Raw genomic sequence first — 18,882 nt, forward strand, 5'->3', positions numbered from 1 at the left:
CTAGACTGAATGTAAGAGTTTTAGAGAAAAGGGTGAAAAAATGCACGGCAAACAGAATATTCAACCAGATGATGAGATTAAGCTTCATTGGCTTCTATTAGGTGAGTTATTTACCTGGATTGGAGCTAGTTTTATCTGGCCATTGACTTCGGTTTATTTAAATAAGAGATTACACGTATCTTTGGCGATGATTGGAATTGTACTGCTCTTTAACTGTTTAGCTAATATGCTTGGCTCCTTTGTTGCAGGTTGGGCGTATGATCATTTCAATCCCTATTATTTAATTATTGCAGGAGCAGGTTTAGATGCCTTAGTTTTGTTTGGAATGGCTGCTAATCATACTTGGCCGATTTATTGGGTTTGGATGACTTTGACTGGGCTACTTGGTGGATGGAATGGGGCTTTAATTAATTCAATTGCAACTAGTATTAAGTCTAAGCCTGGCAGGTATGTTTTCAATACGATCTATTTTGCACAAAATCTAGGTGTGGTACTTGGTACTTTAATCGTAGGTTATATTTATGATTACTCTGTTACGATTTTATTCATTATTGCGGCCAGTCTTTTCGTAATTGTATGTATAAACTCAATTATTAATTATCGTCCAATTATTAAGTTTCATTTGGAAAGAAAAGCTCAGCAAAATACTAATAGTAAAAATAAGATAACCCCAATGCCTAGTGCTAATCTAAAATTAACTATTGGCTTTTTTACTACTTTGGCTGTGATCTGGCTAATGTACATGAACTGGGAGTCTAATCTTTCAGTTTATATGGTTTCTTTGGGCATTCCATTTCACTTATATAGTTTACTTTGGACAATTAATGCCAGCATTATTGTGATTGTACAGGCTTTTTTAAGTCGTTTTCCTAATACTTTTAAGAATTTATTCCATCAAGTTGTGTTCGGAGTTACAATGTTTGCTATCTCTTTTGTAACTTTAATTTTCGCAAAAGATTATGCACATTTTGTATTCTCAATGGTTACTTTGACTTTAGGTGAATCCACTGCCATGCCCGCAATGCCAGCCTATGTAAATGATTTATCTCCAGTTGAAAGTAAAGGAAAATACCAAGGATTAACAATTTCAACGTCTGCGATTGGTAGAGCCTTTGGTCCTTTATTCGGAGGACTAGTGATTGATAAGTTCGGCTATATCAATTTCTTTATTGTAGCTGCAGCTGGAATCTTTATGATGTTGGCAATTATTGTGCCGCTCCACGCACAATTGAAAGATAAGTTGAAAATATTTAGGTAAACTTTTACATGATTTTTCTCTTTAGATGAAAACCTTTACAGAATGTAAGCGATCTCTTCTATTTGTGAAAGCGCCATCTTATAATATAGATGTGCGGTTAAGTAAAAGGAGATACACAATGAGAAAAATTTCACCTGAAGTTGCAAAACATATGGACAATTTATCTAATGAAGCTGGAGTAATCAGCGCATTAGCAATTGACCAAAGAGGATCATTAAAGAGAATGTTAGCTGAAGCAGCAAATAAACCTGCCGATGAAACAACAATCGTAGATTTTAAAGAAGCTGTTTCTAAAGAATTAACACCATATGCTTCCGCAATTTTAACGGATCCAGAATATGGTCTTCCTGCAACTAAGGTAAGGGATAAGAATTGTGGTTTATTACTATCTTATGAAAAGACTGGTTATGACACCACTGAACCAGGTAGAATGTGTGATTTAATTGCCGACCAATCAGCTTTAAGAATTAAAAATGATGGTGCCGATGCAGTTAAATTCTTGCTTTACTACGATCCAGACGAAAGTGATGAAATTAATGATAAGAAGAAGGCTTTCGTTGAAAGAGTAGGAGCTGAAACTAAAGCAAACGGTCTTCCATTTTTCCTTGAATTATTAACTTATGATGGCAAGATGGATGACGTTAAGAGCGAGGAATATGCTAAAGTAAAGCCTGAAAAAGTATTTAAGACAATTGAAGAATTTTCAAAACCTCAATATGACGTTACTGTTCTTAAGGTTGAAATTCCATTCAATATTAAGTACGTAGAAGGTTTCAATGGTGACAACAATGTTGTTTATACTCAAGAAGAAGCAAAGAAGTTGTTGAAGAAACAATCAGACTTAACTGATTTACCATACATCTTCTTATCAGCTGGTGTAACAAGTGAAGAATTCATTGCCGAAATTAAGATGGCTGAAGAAGCTGATGCAGACTTCAACGGTGTTCTTTGTGGACGTGCAACTTGGAAGCCAGCAATTAAGCCATTTGCTGCCGAAGGTGAAAAGCAAGGTAGAGAATGGTTATCAACTGAAGGTAAGAAGAATATCGAGAACTTGAACGATGCACTTAAGGGTGCTAAGTCATGGAAAGATAAGCTCGAAGTTGAAGATTAATAGATTAGTTTAATAACTAGAAAAAACAAGGCTAGAAAGTTAGCCTTGTTTTTTTGCTTTTTTTAAATTAATTGATTTTTATAGAAAGAATGCGATAGTTATGCACTTGAAAAGATAAATGCAAGCAATTAGAATGAAAAAAGATGTTAATGGAGGAGAAAAATGAAGGGATTAAGAACTATAGTAGCTATGCTGTTAACTACAACAGCTCTAGTTGGTATGAATGGCTATTGTGCAAAAGCTACTACAACGGGAAATGACGATACAGTTATTGTCAAAAAATCAGATAGTGAAGAAAAAAAGGATAGTTTAAATATAGAAAACGAAAAAAATAAATCTGATTCTACTGAACAAAGTAAGTTAGATGAATTGAACAAGAAGGCTAATAGTGCTGGTAAGTCAGACTCTAAGCCTGAAAATAATAATCAAACACCTGCTAAACCAGCAGCTAAGCCAGGTTCAGAAACTACAAATACTGAAAAAACAACAACTAAACCTGAAACCAACACTCAAGGATCTGATGAACCAGCTGTTAAACCTGAGCCTAATACTCCAAATTCTACCGAATCTGGATCAAAGAAGGAACAAGACACTGAGACTGAAAAGCCAGAGATGAAGAACGAACCTAAGTCCGACAAGACTAAGGCAGAAGCAAAATCATCTACTGTAAAAATTGTGGATAGCAACGATAATGCAGCTGCATCCGTTGTTTTAACAGGTTCTAATACTGCGGTTAAAGTCTATGATGAAAAGACCGTGAATGGCACAACTTACTACAAGGTTGAAGCAAATCGCGGGGTTAAAGCTGATAAAGCACATGTTGTTTCTATTGGTGGTCAAGCAACTACTAAACACTTGCCACAAACTGGTGCTAAGAATGAAATTATTGCAGCAATCTCAGGCTTAACAGTTGCTTCAGTTGGTATTGCTAGTGCAATGGGCATGAGCCGTAGGAAAAAGAATAACTAATTTATAAAATTTAAACATTTATACAAAAAGAGTTGATAAACAAATGGTTTATCAACTCTTTTTTCTATCTTTAAAATCAAGCATTAACAATAATTATTGCCTAGCAAAACCTGTTCTAACTGAATAAGCATCTGAAAAGATCCGAGTCATAATCTGTAAAGGTAGTCTAGAACGTACTTCATAGTCGGGGAAGTAGTTGGTTTTAGACATGTATCCCATAAAAGTTAATGTCGAAAGCGAAGCGAGTTGGCCGTTGGGATTAGTAGTAAAGGTAATAATAGGAACATCGTGGTGAGATAAGCTTTTAGCTGCATCAACTAATTCGGGCGTATTGCCGTTTAGGCTAATAAAAATAACCAGAGCGTCTTGTTTAATTCGCTTAGAGGCGGTTTTAATAATGTTAGGATCAGCATGGAACTCGACATATTTACCAGTTAGTTGAAGTTTAACCATGATTTCTTGACCAATCGATTCGGATAAGCCACGCGCAAAGATATAGACTACTTTTGCTTGTTTGGTCATAGAAATACTATCTTCAATATTGCTATAGCTAAGATTATGGAGAGTATTATTCATCTCAATCTCATTTTTGGTGATTACGCTCTTAATTTTATCGTCAGCGTCATTTAAAACGTCAAAGTTGCTATTAGAACGATCTTGCAACTTTAAAGATTCTCGATAAGAAGTATAGCCACTATAGCCCATCTTTTGCATTGTTCTAACAATAGTAGCTGTTGAAACATGAGCAAACTGGCTCAATTTTACAATTGACATTTTTGCAATTTTTTGCGGATTGTTTTGAACTATTTCCCATAAATGTAATTCCGCATTACTAAGATCATTATTTTGCATATTAGTACTTCCCTTTCTGTAAAACTTTACCACTTATTTTATAAAACGCTTTCAATTCAGAAAATCCTTACGTTCATATCTAAGTATACTAATAATGTAAGCGGTAAGAAAAGGGAGAAAACTCATGATTTATACAATAACACTTAATCCAGCGATCGATTTGGTAATTATTACTAAAAAATTAGAATCAAATACTGTTAATCGAACTGAAAATTTTGAGCTTCAACCTAATGGTAAGGGTGTAAATGTATCGTTTATTTTGAAAAAAATGGGTATAAAAAACATGGCGACCGGAATTGGAGGAGGCTTTACTCTTGATTACATTACAGCAGGTTTAGAGGAAAAAGGCATCAAGACTAAGTTTCTTAAGGTAAAAGAACCAACTAGGATTAATGTCTTTACACGAGTTTTAGATCAAAATGTGGAATACAAAGAAGTAAATCCTGGTCCAGAAGTTGGACAAGATGTTCAAGATAAGTTCTTGAAATACTTAAAAGACACCTTAAAAGCAGACGATACTTTAATTATTTCAGGTAGTTTTTCAAGAGGAATTAAAGCAGAATATTTGGTTGAAATTGCGAAGATTACAGCAGAAAAGAAGGTCAAACTAGTAATTGATTCTAGTTCTAAAGTTGTGTTAGATACGCTTGAGTATCAGCCGTATTTATTAAAACCAAACGATCAAGAGCTAGCTAGTTTCTTTGATCTGAATGAAAAATTAGATCAGAAAAAGATTATTGAATTAGCTCGTAAGTTAATTAGTGCTGGCTGTCAAAATGTCTTGGTTTCACTTGGAGAGAATGGGGCAGCCTTAATTAATAAAGATCATGCCTACTTTGGCAATGCACCGAAAATTCAAGCACTTAATACGGCTGGTGCTGGTGATACAATGCTTGGAACCTTTATTGGAGAAAAAGAAAAAGATAAAAGTGATACTGCAGCTTTAAAATCTGCAATAGCAGCGGGTAGCGATACAGCTAGCCGATCTGGGTTAACAGATTTTAAATTAGAAAAATATTTAAACGAAATTCAAGTAAGTGAAATTAAGTAGTAGGAAGGATGAAATAAGATGGCTCAGTATGATTTAGTTGGGGCAACGGGATGTGCTACTGGAGTTGCCCATACTTTTATGGCTGAAGAAGCTTTAGAAAAAGCTGCCCAAAAATTAGGCTATAAGATCAAAATTGAAACACACGGGCAAACTGGTGTTGAACACGAACTTACACCAGAAGAAATAAAAGAGGCAAAAGGTGTTGTTATTGCTTCTGATGTTGACGTTGATCCAGATCGGTTCGCTGGAAAAAGAGTGGTAATTGTTCCAGTTGCCAAAGGTATTAAAGAACCTGAAACTTTAATTAGAGAGGCATTAAGTTCGGACACGCCAATTTATAAGCCAGGGCAAACGGCTAAAAGTTCTACTGGAAAAAGTAGTGCTGGTGCTGAGAAATTAGGTACTAAAATTTATACTTCATTAATGAATGGTGTTTCCCACATGTTGCCATTTGTTGTGGCTGGTGGTGTTTTAATTGCTGTTTCATTCTTCTGGGGTATTTATTCAGCTGACCCTAAGAGTAGCCAGTATAATCAATTTGCCTACATGCTAAATACAATTGGTAGCACAACAATGGGATTGATGGTTCCAATTTTAGGTGCTTTTATTGCAGAAGCTTTAGCTAAAAGATCAGGGCTAGTTGTTGGTTTTGCAGCCGGGATGATTACTAGCGTTGGTGGTGGCGGCTTCTTAGGTGCGATCATTGTTGGTTATTTAGCTGCTGTTGTAGTACTTTTATTGCAAAAATTAATGAAACCATTGCCAGACAAAGAATTTAGAGGATTAAAATCAATTTTCTTGTTGCCTGTATTAGGGGTATTCATCACTGGTGCAATTATGTTCTGGTTGAATGGACCAATTAAGGCAATTAATACAGGAATGATGTCTTGGCTAAAAGGTTTTGAAAATTCAAGTCCAATTCTTTTAGGTATTATCATTGGTGTAATGTGTGCCTCTGACTTTGGTGGACCAATTAACAAGGCTGCTTATGTAACTGGTACTGCACTTCTTGCTCAAGGTAATTACTACTTCATGGCAGGTGTATCTGCTGCATGTATTGCACCGCCTCTAGCAACTGGTTTTGCAGTTTTGTTAAACAAGAAAGCATATTCTAAGAACGAGCGTACTGCCGGATATGTTAACTTCTTATTAGGATCAACGCACATTACAGAAGGTGCAATTCCATTTGCGGCTAAACACCCATTATGGAATATTCCAGCATTTATGGTCGGTTCCGCAATTGCAGCAGCTTTGACTTATGTTTCTAGAATTCAAGTTCCAGCTCCTCATGGTGGTTTTATTATTTTGCCACTCGTTAACAAGCCATTTCTATGGGTATTATGGATCGTAGTCGGTGCACTAGTTTCCGGAATTTTACTAGCTTTAATTGCCGGTAAATTTGCTAAGACAGAACCACAATTTGAAGATGGTCCAGATATTGATGTCTTTGGTGAAGAAGAAAATGTTAACAAACCAGTAGCTGAAAAAGAAACTACTGACTATAACCCTAAAGATATTTTGGATACTCAAAATATTAAAATTAATGTTGATGTTCCAGATAAAGATTCAGCACTAAAGTATTTAGCCAACTTAGCTGTAAAGAATGGCTTAGCTTCTGATAGCGAGGAAGTTTATGATAAATATTTAGCTAGAGAAAAGGAAAGCCCCACAGGGATGACTGATGGTTTTGCAATTCCACATGCACAATCTACTGCTATTAAGCAATCTGCCATGCTTGTTTTGAAGTTGAAAAATCCGATTGATTGGAATTCCTTAGATGGGCAAAAGATTGATACGGTGATTTCTTTCTTAATTCCAGCAAAGGACAGTAAGACTCACTTACAGTACTTATCTAATACAGCTAAGTTGCTTACGCATAAAGACTTTATTGAAAAATTGAAGCAAGCTAACACGCCAGAAGGGATTAAGAAGTTATTTGATAAGGAATAGAAAGTTGGATTTTATAATTATTTAAGTTTTAGACGTTTAATTATCAAAAAAATTAGAAAGCCTATTAAACCTAAACTCATTCCTAGTAAAGTTGGTTTTAAACTTGAATTGAGTTTAGGTTTTTTCTTATCTTTTTTTGTCGAATGTTTTATATTGCGTGTTGCTTTTTTAGTAGAAGAATTATGTGTTGTTTTTTTAGATGAATTAGAGCGTGAAGCATTAGAATAAGAAGATGTACTTTTGTTTAAAGATGATTGGTAGTTAGTTGAATGTTTATAATTTTCTTCTTTAGTTTTATTAGGATCATAACCTAGATATTTTTGGAATAAATAAAGAGCATGCGAGCTGGGATTATAACCAGCTCTATCAGAAGGAAGGGGATGTCCTAGAAAAGACATATAAGAATGATAAAGATCATGAAGATTTACATTACCTTCATCGTCCACTTGTAAGCCATCTTCATTAAGTTTAGGATTAGCTGTTTTATTGCTATTTTCATTATTTTTTATGTTATCTATAGCTTGTTGAGTTTTTTTGTAGGTTTCAGAATTGGTTTTAACCATTGTCCATTTAATTTCTGTTACTCCACTTTTATTTTTCCAATTTACTGGAATCATAGCTGAAGGACTGCCTACAAATGCGTAACCATCAATATGAACAGGATTAATACCATCGGCATCAAACATTCGATGAGGACTATTTGTATATCCAACTTGAGTAGCTAATAAAAATCTTCCTAGATATTTATCTGTATCTTGATCATAAACTTTCGCATATAGTTTTTGTACACTACGTTCATGCGTTGAGGAAGATTGAATTTTTGAATTAATATTTGTATTTTCAGCATAGACTATATTATTGGAAAATATACATAGAAAAACTGTAAATAAAATTGAGGTTAAACTAAACAATTTTTTGCTGTATGTTTGAAGTAATAAATTATTTCTTTTCATAATATTTTTCTCCATTATTTTTACCTATCTCTATTATCTAGGAGTAGAAATAAAAAGACTAGAAAAGAATAAACAAATGTTAGATTTTAATAATAGACTAAAAATTTTAATAATGATATCATCTATATAACCACTTATGAATTACAAGGAGGAATTAATTAATGGCATTATTCAATGTACGTGGCGGTGCTGGTGATATCACTAAGCCAGATCTTAATGCAAGACCACAAGATAATCTTTACTTAGCAGTGAACTCTGAATGGATTGAAAAAGCAAAGATTCCTTCAGACCGTTCAAGAATTAGCTCATTTGACGGCATTGACTTGAATATTGAGAAGAGCTTAATGCAAGACTTTGCTGATTTTGCAGATGGTAAAAAGAAATTGCCAGAAGTTCCTAATTTTGAAAAGGCAGTTGAACTTTATAAGATCGCTAATAATTTCGATAAAAGAAACGAAGATGGTGCGAAGCCAATTAAGGCTGACCTTGAAGAAATTACTAGTTTGCGCAACTTAGCTGATTTGAACTTAAGAGCAGCTGATTTCTATAAGAATGCCTTTGACTTGCCAATTAGCGTTTCTGTTGATGCCGACATGAAGGATACAAAAGTTCACGTTGTTTACTTTGGCGGACCTGGTTTGTTCTTGCCTGATACAACTACTTATGACAATCCTGCAGCTGCTGATTTATTAAAGGTATTGCAAGACCAATCTGAAAACTTGTTGAAGATGGCTGGTGTAAGTGAAGCGGATGCTAAGAAGTATGTCGAAGATGCATTGAAGTTTGATAAGAAACTTTCTAAAGTTCTTAAGTCAACTGAAGAATGGGCAGATTATCCAGCAATGTACAACCCAATGTCTTTGGCTGAATTTGAAGCAAAATTTGATAGCTTTAAGATTGATAACTTCTTAACTAGTTTATTTGCTCAAAAACCTGAAAAGGTTATCGTAACTGAACCAAGATTCTTAGATCATGTTGAAGAATTGATCAACGAAGATAATTTTGACGAAATTAAGGGATGGATGGTTGTTAAGTTCATTAACGGCGTAGCTGCATATCTTTCTCAAGACTTCCGTGAAGCTGCCTTTCCATTTAGTCAAGCTTTATCAGGTCAACCTGAATTATCTTCTGGAACTAAGCAAGCTTACCGTTTAGCTAATGGTATGTTCAGTGAAGTAGTTGGTGTTTACTATGGTCGAACTTACTTTGGTGCAGAAGCTAAGGCTGATGTTGAAGATATGATTCATAAGATGATCGATGTTTATGAAAAGCGTATCTCTGAAAATGACTGGCTATCTGAAGACACTAAGAAGAAGGCAATCGTTAAGTTACGTGCTTTAATTTTGAAGATTGGTTATCCAGAAAAAATTGAAAAAATTTATGATCGTCTTCAAGTTACTCCTGAATCAGAAGGTGGCAGTCTTTACTCAAATGAAAGTGCTGCTGCTGTTGAATCAATTAAGTACAACCTTGAAAAATTGACTGAACCAGTTGATAGAACTGTTTGGTTAATGCCTGGTAACTTAGTCAATGCATGTTACGATCCACAAAGAAACGATATTACTTTCCCAGCTGCAATTTTGCAAAAGCCATTCTATGACTTAAAGCAATCACGTAGCTTGAATTACGGTGGTATTGGTGTGGTTATCGCCCATGAAATTTCTCACGCTTTTGACAACAATGGTGCTAAGTTTGATGAATTCGGTAACTTAAAGAACTGGTGGACTGATGAAGACTTTGCTGAATTTAAGAAGCGTACACAAGATGAAATTGACTTGTTTAACGGCATTGAATATGGTCCAGTTACCTTAAACGGTAAGCAAATTGTTTCTGAAAACATTGCTGATCAAGGTGGTTTGACTGCTGCTGTTGAAGCTAATAAGGGTGAAAATGGCAACATGAAGGAAGTCTTTGAAAACTTTGCTCGTGTTTGGGCAAACAAGCAACTTCCTGAATCAATTAAGACGCAAGTCTCAGTTGACGTTCACGCTCCTGGTCCTGAAAGAGCTAATGTTCAATCACAATGCCAAGAGGAATTCTACAAGGCATTTGATGTGAAGCCAGAAGATGGTATGTGGCTTGATCCAGAAAAACGTGTTGTAATTTGGTAGAAATTAAATAAGAATTATTAAGAATCAAATGGTAAAAAGCTGTTTGATTCTTTTTTCATAGTTTGCAAAAAAATTTCGTTAATAATATTATGGATTGGTATTCTTATTATCTAAGATAATCTTCTTAATTAGAAAAGGTTAAAAATGTTAGAAAAAATAAAAACTAATAAGTTTTGCCAATTTATTTGGCCATATCTATTAATTGCTTTGGCCACTACAATCGTTATCTCGCCACAATTAATTTCGCATACTATTCTAGCTAGCGATGATACAGCAGATACTTTGTTTCACTATAGTCGTTTTTATGATGCAGGAATGCAGTTAAAAACTGGAATTTTTAGTATCTTTCAAACTAATTTTACTTTCCAGCAAAGCGGCAGAATTATTAATGCGATTTACGGGCCATTATTTGCCTACTTTAATGGAATTTTAGTTCTTATTGCTGGTAATTGGTTTAACTACCAAGTCATTTTAGCCTATGTCATTTCGCTATTAGGCGCTGGTAGTATGTATTACTTACTTCAAAAAGTAGGTATTAATAAGCTACTAGCTACAGTAATGGGAATTATTTACATTAATATCGGGATGATTCCAGCCTTTATTAACCGTAGTTCATTTAACGGTTGGGGACAAGCATTAATGCCGTTAGTTGTGTTATGCGGCGTACGCATGATTCAAGATAGAGAAAAGCCAATTAACTGGATTCAGTTAATGTTAGTAATGAGTTTGTTAGTGCAGGTTCATGTTTTAAGTACCTTAATGGCAGCTCTTTTATTACTTCCTTTCTTTATCTATTCCTTAATTATTAATCAAAATTCTAAAAAGATATGGATACCTTTTATTAAGGCTGTTGTCGGAACAATTGTACTATCAGCTAATGTCATTGGGGCCTTTTTAGTTTTAATGCCGAATAATCACCTAGCTGCAAATACTGAATTTGATCTATCTCGTGGTGGCTTACGTCCACATGTGCTATGGCATAATGAATATGGCACAGCCTTTGCCTATATTTTGCCAATTTTTGTTTTATTAATTATTGCGCAATTTGTCTATGTTGTAATGCACTACAAAAAAGATAAATTAAATACTTTCGTGACTATTTGGGGTACGGTCTTACTAGGATTATCTTCATTTGTTTTTCCTTGGGGATTGGTTCAAAGTATTTTTCCAAGTTTAAAGTCATACTTCCAATTTCCGTTTAGATTAACTGTTGTTGCCTATCCGCTAATTCTGCTAGGGATGACGCTAACTGTTAATCATTTACTAAAGCAAGGAGTTAAGCCGAGGGTAATTGGAATTAGTTTAGTAGTAGTTCTTCTTTTAGAAGCTGCTTTGCCGAATATCATTACTAATCACATCTTTACTGTTGCTTGTGGAAAAGATACGCAAGTTCAAACAGTAGCTAAAGCATCAAACAGTGATCAGATGCTTAAGATATTGAAATGGCACTACTTGCCTGATTATTTACCAACTAAAGACAAGTCTATTGACCAAAACGCAGCTTATCTTTACAAAATAAATGTAGTTGATCAATATCAAAAATTTAATCATAAAGTTGCTAAAAATGGTGATTTGATTCTTTCTTGGAAAGGAAAAAAGGATAAAGATATTGTTTTGCCCGTTGTTTTATACAAGCAAAGTGAATTAACTGTGAACAGTAAAAAATTCACTGGTGCAAAAAACGTAATTGGAAATCCAATTATTTCTCAAAAATCAGGTCTAAATCGTGCTGTTTTACACTTTATTGCTCCGGCTTGGTTCTATGTAGTCAGCGCAATTTCGTTAATAGCATGGCTTAGCGTACTCGTATTTTACTTGTGGAAGAAATTTATTAATAATAAAAACAATAAAATAAAAGTTGCTTAATCATATACAAAAGTAGTCTTTTAATAAGATAGTCTTATTAAGAGGCTGCTTTTTCTTTGTATGGTTTTACTTACTATTAATATCAATTTATTTTTTGATTATTACATGGCTATAGCTGTCTTGTTATGTTATGATTTAATTGTAATCATTGAAACCGCTTTCTATGGTTTCAGAGGAGGAAAAATAAGTTGAGTACACAAGAACGTTATTCTCATGATGAGTTAAGAAAAGCTAACAAAAAATTTAGTCGGGTTCGTTCTACTATTGAATCTGCCTTTTATGGCAACAATGTACACGAAGTAACTAGTGTTGCTGAAGCTTATAATTTAGCTAAGAAACAATCTGGTGTTATCGAAACTGACCTACCAATTTTACATACTAAGGAACTAGGTTTGCCACAAGGAGCAAAGCAGTTAGTTTATAACCACGGTAAAATTTTGGGTAGAACAGCAAGTGCACGTCACTTTGTTGATGATCCAAAAGAAGATCCAGAGGCATTAGCAGGTAACTTACGTGAAGATATTTATAAGGGCCACGATCAAAAATTCTTAAAGGCAACAGTTCTAGTGGGATTAGACCCAACCTTTACTGTTAAGGCACATATTATGATGCCAGAGGATCAAGCCTTTAACTTACTTTCATATATTTTGAATTTCCACTTCTTTGATGAAGAAGCAGAGAAGATTTACAAGAATTCTAAAGTATATGACGAAGGAGATATTTACTTCTACTTCGATCCAAATACTCAAGATGAAGATTATCCTAAAGGTTTTGGCGTCTTTGACGCACCACATAACTGTGCTGCAGTCTTTGGCTTACGTTACTTTGGTGAATTGAAGAAGGGTACTTTAACTCTTGCTTGGGCTATGGCTCACAGAAATGGTTATACTGCTTGTCACGGTGGTGAAAAGTCATTCCACTTTAAAGATAAGGACGATAAAGTATTTGCCTTCTATGGCTTATCTGGTTCAGGTAAATCTACTTTGACTCATGAAATGTATGATGGTAAATATGATATCACCGTTTTACACGATGACGCATTTATTATTTCTCGTGAAGATGGTTCTTCAGTAGCATTGGAGCCTTCATACTTTGATAAGACTCACGACTATCCAGCAGGTCACCACGAGACCAAGTACTACACTACAATTATGAACTGCGCAGTTACTCAAGATGAAGATGGTAAGAAAGTTATTGTAACTGAAGACTTACGTAACAACAATGGTCGTGTCATTAAGACTCGTTACACTTCACCACATAGAGTTGACTATGAAGATGCACCAATTACTGCTTTGTTCTGGATTATGAAGGATGGATCACTACCACCAATCTTAAAGGTTGATGATCCAGTTTTAGCAACAACAATGGGACTTACTTTAGCTACTAAGAGAACTAGTGCTGAAAACTTACCAAAGGGCTTTGACATGAATACTTTGGTAATTGAATCATTCGCAGACCCATTCCGTGCTTATCCAGTATCTGGTGACTACTCAGACTTCAAGGAATTATTCACTAAGCGTGGAGCTTCTTGTTACATCTTGAACACCGATGCCTTTATGGGTAAGGACATTCCAAAGGAAGTAACTAAGAAGCTAGTAGAAGATCTTGCTAATGGCAGTATCAAAGATAGTGATTGGAAGCCATTTGGTAACTTCAAGGGTGTATCTTACTTGCCAATTGAAGGTTATGAAGTTCACCTAGAAGATCCTGAATACCAAAAGACCTTAGCTAAGAGAATGCAAGACCGTTTAGACTGGTTGAACAAATATGATGAAGAACATCCTACTCAACCAATCCAAGAAGAAGCTAAGAAGACTTTGGAAGGTATCATTAAAGAATTAAATTAGTTAATTGAAAAAATCCCCTATCAATTTCTATATTAGAACATTGAAAAACGCATCCCAATTGGGATGCGTTTTTTGTATGTCTATATCTATTTATTACTCTTTGAGTTCGCCTTCAGCTCGAAGTCTCTTTTTGATATCTTCAAATTTCTTTGGTGCGATGCGAGTAATATGTTGTCTTCGTTGATCTCCTAAGATCAATGGTACCCGTTCAATAACTGTATCAGCATAATCTAAGCCAAACCATGAAGCTGGGTTAGAAGATAGATTTTGAAGCCATACACGTGCTTCAACTAAGAATTTTTCATAACTTCTAAGTTGTGTTTGTGGACTAATTACATCGTTAACGATGACGAATGAAAAATCACCAACATCTCTACCAGGTGTAGTAGTGTATTCCTGCGGCTGTGATTCAATCGTGCCATCAGCAATTAGATCATGTACGATTTGACGTAAGTATACATTCACACTAGTTTGCTGCTTGAATCCTAGGAAGAGCTGAACGTTAATTACGTTCTTAGTTCCGTAAGTATTAACGGCGTATTCAGCAGTAAATGGCTCATTAGTAACGTTAACTGTTACGAACCAGTATGCTCGTGCACGTTTTGGACGTTTATCTAAGATAGAGTAGAGAATTTCTCGCTTAATGAATTTATTGTATTTAACTTTGGCCATGTAAACGAGGTTAGTAGCAAAAGTAGGGTAATCTTCATCATGACTCAAGTTTGTTAACATATCTACATATTCATCAAGCCTTACATAAGCATTGCGCGATTCACGTTTGTCTCTGATCTTATTACCATAGAACCAAACATACATAATGATTCCGATGAAACCGGCAATAATTAATGATACGTAACCACCATGTGTAAATTTACTCAAGCTGGCCAACATAAACATGATGTCTAAAAAGCCAAAGAAAATTAAGAATATCCAGTTCCAGATTGTACGAATGCCCTTCATTGCTAACCATTCGTAAAGCAAGATTGTTGTCATTAACATTGAAATAGTAATTGACAAACCATAGGCTGCTTCCATGTGAGCGGAAGTTTGGAATAAAAGAACAATCGCAATTGTTGCAATACAGATCATCTTATTAACAGAAGGAATATAAATCTGTCCCTTTTTAGTTGAAGGATACATAATATTCATTCTTGGTAAGAACTTCAATCCACTAGCTTCAGCTACTAAAGTAAATGAACCAGTAATTAAAGCTTGTGAAGCAATAACGGCGGCAATAGTAGCTAAGACAATGGCAGCTAGACGAATATTTTGTGGGATGATTTCAAAGAATGGGTTGAAATCACCGTTTCCAGCGTTATAGTTAGGATTATTTAGAATCCAAACGCCTTGACCAAAGTAATTGAGTGATAAACAAACAAAGACATATGGCCAAGAACCAATAATATTCCCTTTACCAACGTGACCAACGTCAGAATATAATGCTTCTGCACCAGTAGTAGCAAGGAAGATGGATCCTAAAATAAAGATTCCAACCTTGTTATATGGACTAAATAGAAGCTTAATTGCGTAATAAGGGTTAAGAGCTTGTAAGATAGATAAGTCACCCATCATATTCATCAAGCCCATAACACCTAAAAAGGTAAACCAGATAAACATAATTGGTCCAAAAGCTTTACCAATAATACTTGTTCCCATTCGCTGAATCGAAAACAGAATCAGCAAAATTACTACCGTAATTGCAATAACAGCTCCCTGCGTAGAAACTGGAACGTTGCCGTGACCAAATTCAATTCCTTTTAACCCTTCAATAGCTGTTGTAACAGTAACAGCAGGAGTTAATGTACCATCAGCTAAAATTGCAGCTCCACCAATTAAAGCTGGAAGCACTAACCATTTTGCACGTTTACGTACTAAAGTATAGAGAGCAAAAATACCACCTTCACCGTGGTTAGTAGCCTTTAATGCAATAAAGACAGTCTGCAAAGTTGTTAATAAAGTAACTGTCCAAAGTACTAGAGAAATAGATCCGACAATGAAGTCACGATTTACGTGAGCAATCCCACCATTTCCGGCGACAATCGACTTCATAACATATAACGGACTGGTTCCAATATCACCATAGACAATACCAATCGCAATTAATAATCCCGCGGCCGATATATTTTTCCGTGTTTTTTCATTCATTTTTATTCTCCCAATAAATAGCCAAAATGACTAAATATCTAAATAACGTAAAAAAAGAATGCCAAAAAAGGGACATTCTTCTTTAAACATATCTATTTTCATCTATTTATGCAATAGTTGCAAGTATCTATCGGAGAATAATTTAAAATAATTATCTTAGTTTGGTTCTGTGAATAGATTTAACATCTTGCGAACCTAGAATTAATGGTACGCGTTCAATTACTGTATCGGCATATTCTAATCCAAACCAAACAGCAGGATTAGAGGATAAGTTTTGAAGCCAGACCCGGCTTTCAACGAGCCACTTTTCATAGGAACTTAGTTGAGTTTGAGGACTAATTACGTCATTTACAATTACAAACTTAAAGTCACCAACATCTCTACCTGGAGTAGTAGTGTATTCTTGTGGTTGCGATTCAATTGTGCCATCTTTAATTAAGTCATGGACAATCTGACGTAAGTAAACATTAACTTTTTGCTGCTGCTTAAATCCTAAGTATAGTTGAACGTTAATTACGTTTTTGGTGCCATAGGTATTAACTGCATATTCAGCAGTAAAAGGTTCGTTAGTTACGTTTACAGTTACAAACCAATAAGCATGAGCTCGCTTTGGACGCTTATCTAAGATTGAATACAGCATGTCACGCTTAATAAACTTGTTGTATTTAACTTTGGCCATGTAGACCAAGTTTGTTGCATATAGCGGAATATTTTCGTCATGGCTTAGATTGCTGAGCATAGTAGTATATTCGTCTAAGCGAACATAGGCATTTTCGGCTTCACGTTTATCACGAACTTTATTACCAAAATACCAAACATACATAATTGCCCCAATAAAGGCTGCAATAATTACCGTGACATAACCACCATGTAAGAATTTAGCTAAACTAGAAATCAAGAACATGGTTTCAATTGCCCCGAACAAAAGCAAAAAGATTAGTCGCAAACTAAAGTTAACTTTTCTAAGTGATAGGTATTCAAAGAGCAGAACTGTCGTCATGAGCATGGTTACAGTGATTGCTAAACCATAAGCCGCTTCCATGTGTTCAGAGGTTCTAAATAAGAAGACAATTCCGATTGTAGCAGCGCAAAGCATCTTATTAATTGACGGAATGAAAAGCTGTCCCTGTTCAGTAGAAGGATAAATAATTTTCATTCTCGGTAAAAACTTCAAACCACTAGCTTCAGAAACTAGGGTAAAGGAGCCGGTAATTAAAGCTTGCGAGGCAATGATTGCGGCTAGGGTAGCTAGAATTATTGCAAAGAACTTCCACTGGCTTGGTAGAGCTTCAAAGAATGGGTTAAAGTCTGTGGCACCAGCATGATAATTAGGGTTTTCTAAGATCCAAACGCCTTGACCAAGATAGTTTAGGGCTAAGCAAATAAAAACGTAAGGCCAAGAACCCATAATATTACCTTTACCAACGTGTCCAACATCTGAATAAAGGGCTTCCGCACCAGTAGTAGCTAAGAATACTGCTCCTAGAATTAAAACACCGACTTTATTAGCAGGACTAAATAAAATTTTGATAGCTAAAAGTGGATTGAGTGCTTCAAGTAAAGACCAGTCATGACTTAAGTTCATAATTCCAGTTAACCCTAAGAAGGTAAACCAGGCCAGCATGATTGGCCCAAATGTCTTACCGATAACGCTCGTTCCCATTCTTTGGATAGAGAATAGGAAAAGCAAGATGACAATTGTGATCATAATGACACTATTTTGATTTGGCACTGGAATATCGTTACCAAATTTCATATTTTTAAGACCTTCAATAGCGGTTGTAACAGTAACTGCTGGTGTTAAAGTGCCATCAGCCAGTAAAGCAGCTCCTCCAACTAAGGCAGGGATAACTAGCCATTTAGCCTTTTTTCTAACTAAAGCATAAAGAGAGAAAATTCCACCTTCACCATGGTTAGTTGCTTTAAGGGCGATTAGAACATACTTAACAGTGGTTAAAAGTGTAATCGTCCAAAGAATAAGTGAGATGGAACCAACAATATATTCGCGGCTAACATGAGCAATTCCACCGTTTTCGTTTACGATTGCTTTCATAACATAAAGTGGACTTGTACCAATGTCGCCGTAAACAATTCCAATTGAAACTAAAAGTCCCGCTAAGGTGACTTTTTTACGTAAATTACTATTCATAATGAGCTTTCCTCTTAAAAAGTATTAAATAACATTTTGAATAAACAAAAAAGAATGTACTGTAATAATACATTCTTTTTATTTTCGTTAGCACTATTTTGGCTCTTTGGAACCTAATATGCAAATAATAAATTGTGATTTTTTTATGAAAGAGTTTGTTTGATTTCGTTACGACGATCAGTGTACCATTTGTTCCAATCTTCGTAAGTCTTCATATTTTGTGGATCTACGCCAGTTTGCTTTTGAATATTGTTAAGCATATCCATAAAGCGTTCTGCATGAATATTTAATACGTGCTTGACTAAGTTTTGACGGCTGAAGGCCATGTTGTTAGTTAAGTAAGTGTTAATTTCAATAACGTCATGATTACCATCGTAAACATCCATAATTTCAAGATCGCTTTCGTCGAATTTTGAAATATAGAAGTTAGCAAATGTCTTTAAGTAATCAGGTTGTTCTTTAAATTCAGTAGCTGGCATTTCTACACGATTTGCCTCTGGCATAACTACTTCAAATTCTTCTTTTTCTTGAGTTTCTTCGGTGTTCTTCTTGTCTTCAGTCAAAGTTAAGAGCTCCTTTACTGTTTAGCTGTACAAAAATTCAATATAATCTTACAT

General features: G+C 35.1%; 13 protein-coding genes. 8 read left to right on the forward strand and 5 right to left on the reverse strand.

Annotated features, from left to right (window positions below; translation table 11 throughout):
• Positions 1-40: 40 nt before the first annotated feature.
• The 3 genes from F3I00_RS00825 (at position 41) to F3I00_RS00835 (ending at position 3,341) form a co-directional block, all read left to right on the forward strand.
• Positions 41-1,258, forward strand: a complete 1,218-nt coding sequence (locus F3I00_RS00825; protein ID WP_020806622.1) for an MFS transporter — start codon at positions 41-43, stop codon at positions 1,256-1,258.
• A gap of 118 nt (positions 1,259-1,376) precedes the next feature.
• Positions 1,377-2,372 carry a tagatose 1,6-diphosphate aldolase gene (locus tag F3I00_RS00830; RefSeq protein ID WP_020806621.1) on the forward strand — a complete coding sequence of 332 codons (996 nt, stop codon included), beginning with the start codon at positions 1,377-1,379 and terminating at the stop codon, positions 2,370-2,372.
• Between the two features lie 162 nt (positions 2,373-2,534).
• Complete coding sequence (locus F3I00_RS00835) at positions 2,535-3,341, forward strand: LPXTG cell wall anchor domain-containing protein (protein ID WP_020806620.1); 807 nt, start codon at positions 2,535-2,537, stop codon at positions 3,339-3,341.
• Positions 3,342-3,434: 93 nt separating this feature from the next.
• Here F3I00_RS00835 and F3I00_RS00840 read toward each other — a convergent pair whose 3' ends face one another.
• Positions 3,435-4,193 carry a MurR/RpiR family transcriptional regulator gene (locus F3I00_RS00840; protein WP_020806619.1) on the reverse strand — a complete coding sequence of 253 codons (759 nt, stop codon included), beginning with the start codon at positions 4,191-4,193 and terminating at the stop codon, positions 3,435-3,437.
• Positions 4,194-4,317: 124 nt separating this feature from the next.
• Between F3I00_RS00840 and pfkB the strand changes: the two genes are divergently transcribed.
• Both pfkB and F3I00_RS00850 read left to right on the forward strand, forming a co-directional pair.
• The gene (gene pfkB / locus F3I00_RS00845) at positions 4,318-5,244 is read left to right on the forward strand and encodes a 1-phosphofructokinase (protein ID WP_020806618.1); all 927 of its coding nucleotides are present in this window, start codon (positions 4,318-4,320) and stop codon (positions 5,242-5,244) included.
• A gap of 18 nt (positions 5,245-5,262) precedes the next feature.
• Positions 5,263-7,194 (forward strand): fructose-specific PTS transporter subunit EIIC, encoded by a 1,932-nt coding sequence (locus tag F3I00_RS00850; protein WP_020806617.1) that lies wholly within the window; start codon positions 5,263-5,265, stop codon positions 7,192-7,194.
• Positions 7,195-7,211: 17 nt separating this feature from the next.
• Here F3I00_RS00850 and F3I00_RS00855 read toward each other — a convergent pair whose 3' ends face one another.
• Positions 7,212-8,147, reverse strand: a complete 936-nt coding sequence (locus F3I00_RS00855; RefSeq protein WP_020806616.1) for a hypothetical protein — start codon at positions 8,145-8,147, stop codon at positions 7,212-7,214.
• A gap of 161 nt (positions 8,148-8,308) precedes the next feature.
• On the opposite strand from F3I00_RS00855, the gene F3I00_RS00860 reads away from it, so the two are divergent.
• The 3 genes from F3I00_RS00860 to F3I00_RS00870 all read left to right on the forward strand — a co-directional run bounded on the left by F3I00_RS00860 (position 8,309) and on the right by F3I00_RS00870 (position 13,971).
• The gene (locus F3I00_RS00860; protein WP_003649590.1) at positions 8,309-10,258 is read left to right on the forward strand and encodes a M13 family metallopeptidase; all 1,950 of its coding nucleotides are present in this window, start codon (positions 8,309-8,311) and stop codon (positions 10,256-10,258) included.
• A 144-nt stretch (positions 10,259-10,402) separates the two neighbouring features.
• The gene (locus F3I00_RS00865; protein ID WP_065169556.1) at positions 10,403-12,124 is read left to right on the forward strand and encodes a cell division protein; all 1,722 of its coding nucleotides are present in this window, start codon (positions 10,403-10,405) and stop codon (positions 12,122-12,124) included.
• A 188-nt stretch (positions 12,125-12,312) separates the two neighbouring features.
• Positions 12,313-13,971: a phosphoenolpyruvate carboxykinase (ATP) gene (locus F3I00_RS00870; RefSeq protein ID WP_020806614.1), complete on the forward strand. Its 1,659-nt coding sequence runs from the start codon at positions 12,313-12,315 to the stop codon at positions 13,969-13,971.
• Between the two features lie 93 nt (positions 13,972-14,064).
• Here the strand turns inward: F3I00_RS00870 and F3I00_RS00875 are convergent, their stop codons facing one another.
• From F3I00_RS00875 to F3I00_RS00885, 3 genes are all read right to left on the reverse strand, one after another.
• Entirely contained in the window at positions 14,065-16,116 is a 2,052-nt protein-coding gene (locus F3I00_RS00875; protein WP_020806613.1) for a KUP/HAK/KT family potassium transporter, read from the reverse strand.
• Positions 16,117-16,267: 151 nt separating this feature from the next.
• Complete coding sequence (locus tag F3I00_RS00880; RefSeq protein WP_020806612.1) at positions 16,268-18,265, reverse strand: KUP/HAK/KT family potassium transporter; 1,998 nt, start codon at positions 18,263-18,265, stop codon at positions 16,268-16,270.
• A 143-nt stretch (positions 18,266-18,408) separates the two neighbouring features.
• Positions 18,409-18,828, reverse strand: coding sequence for a hypothetical protein (locus F3I00_RS00885; RefSeq protein ID WP_003649582.1), 420 nt, complete (start codon positions 18,826-18,828; stop codon positions 18,409-18,411).
• Between the last annotated feature and the right edge of the window lie 54 nt (positions 18,829-18,882).

The organism is Lactobacillus sp. JM1 (genome assembly GCF_009834385.1).
Lineage (GTDB): Bacteria > Bacillota > Bacilli > Lactobacillales > Lactobacillaceae > Lactobacillus > Lactobacillus paragasseri.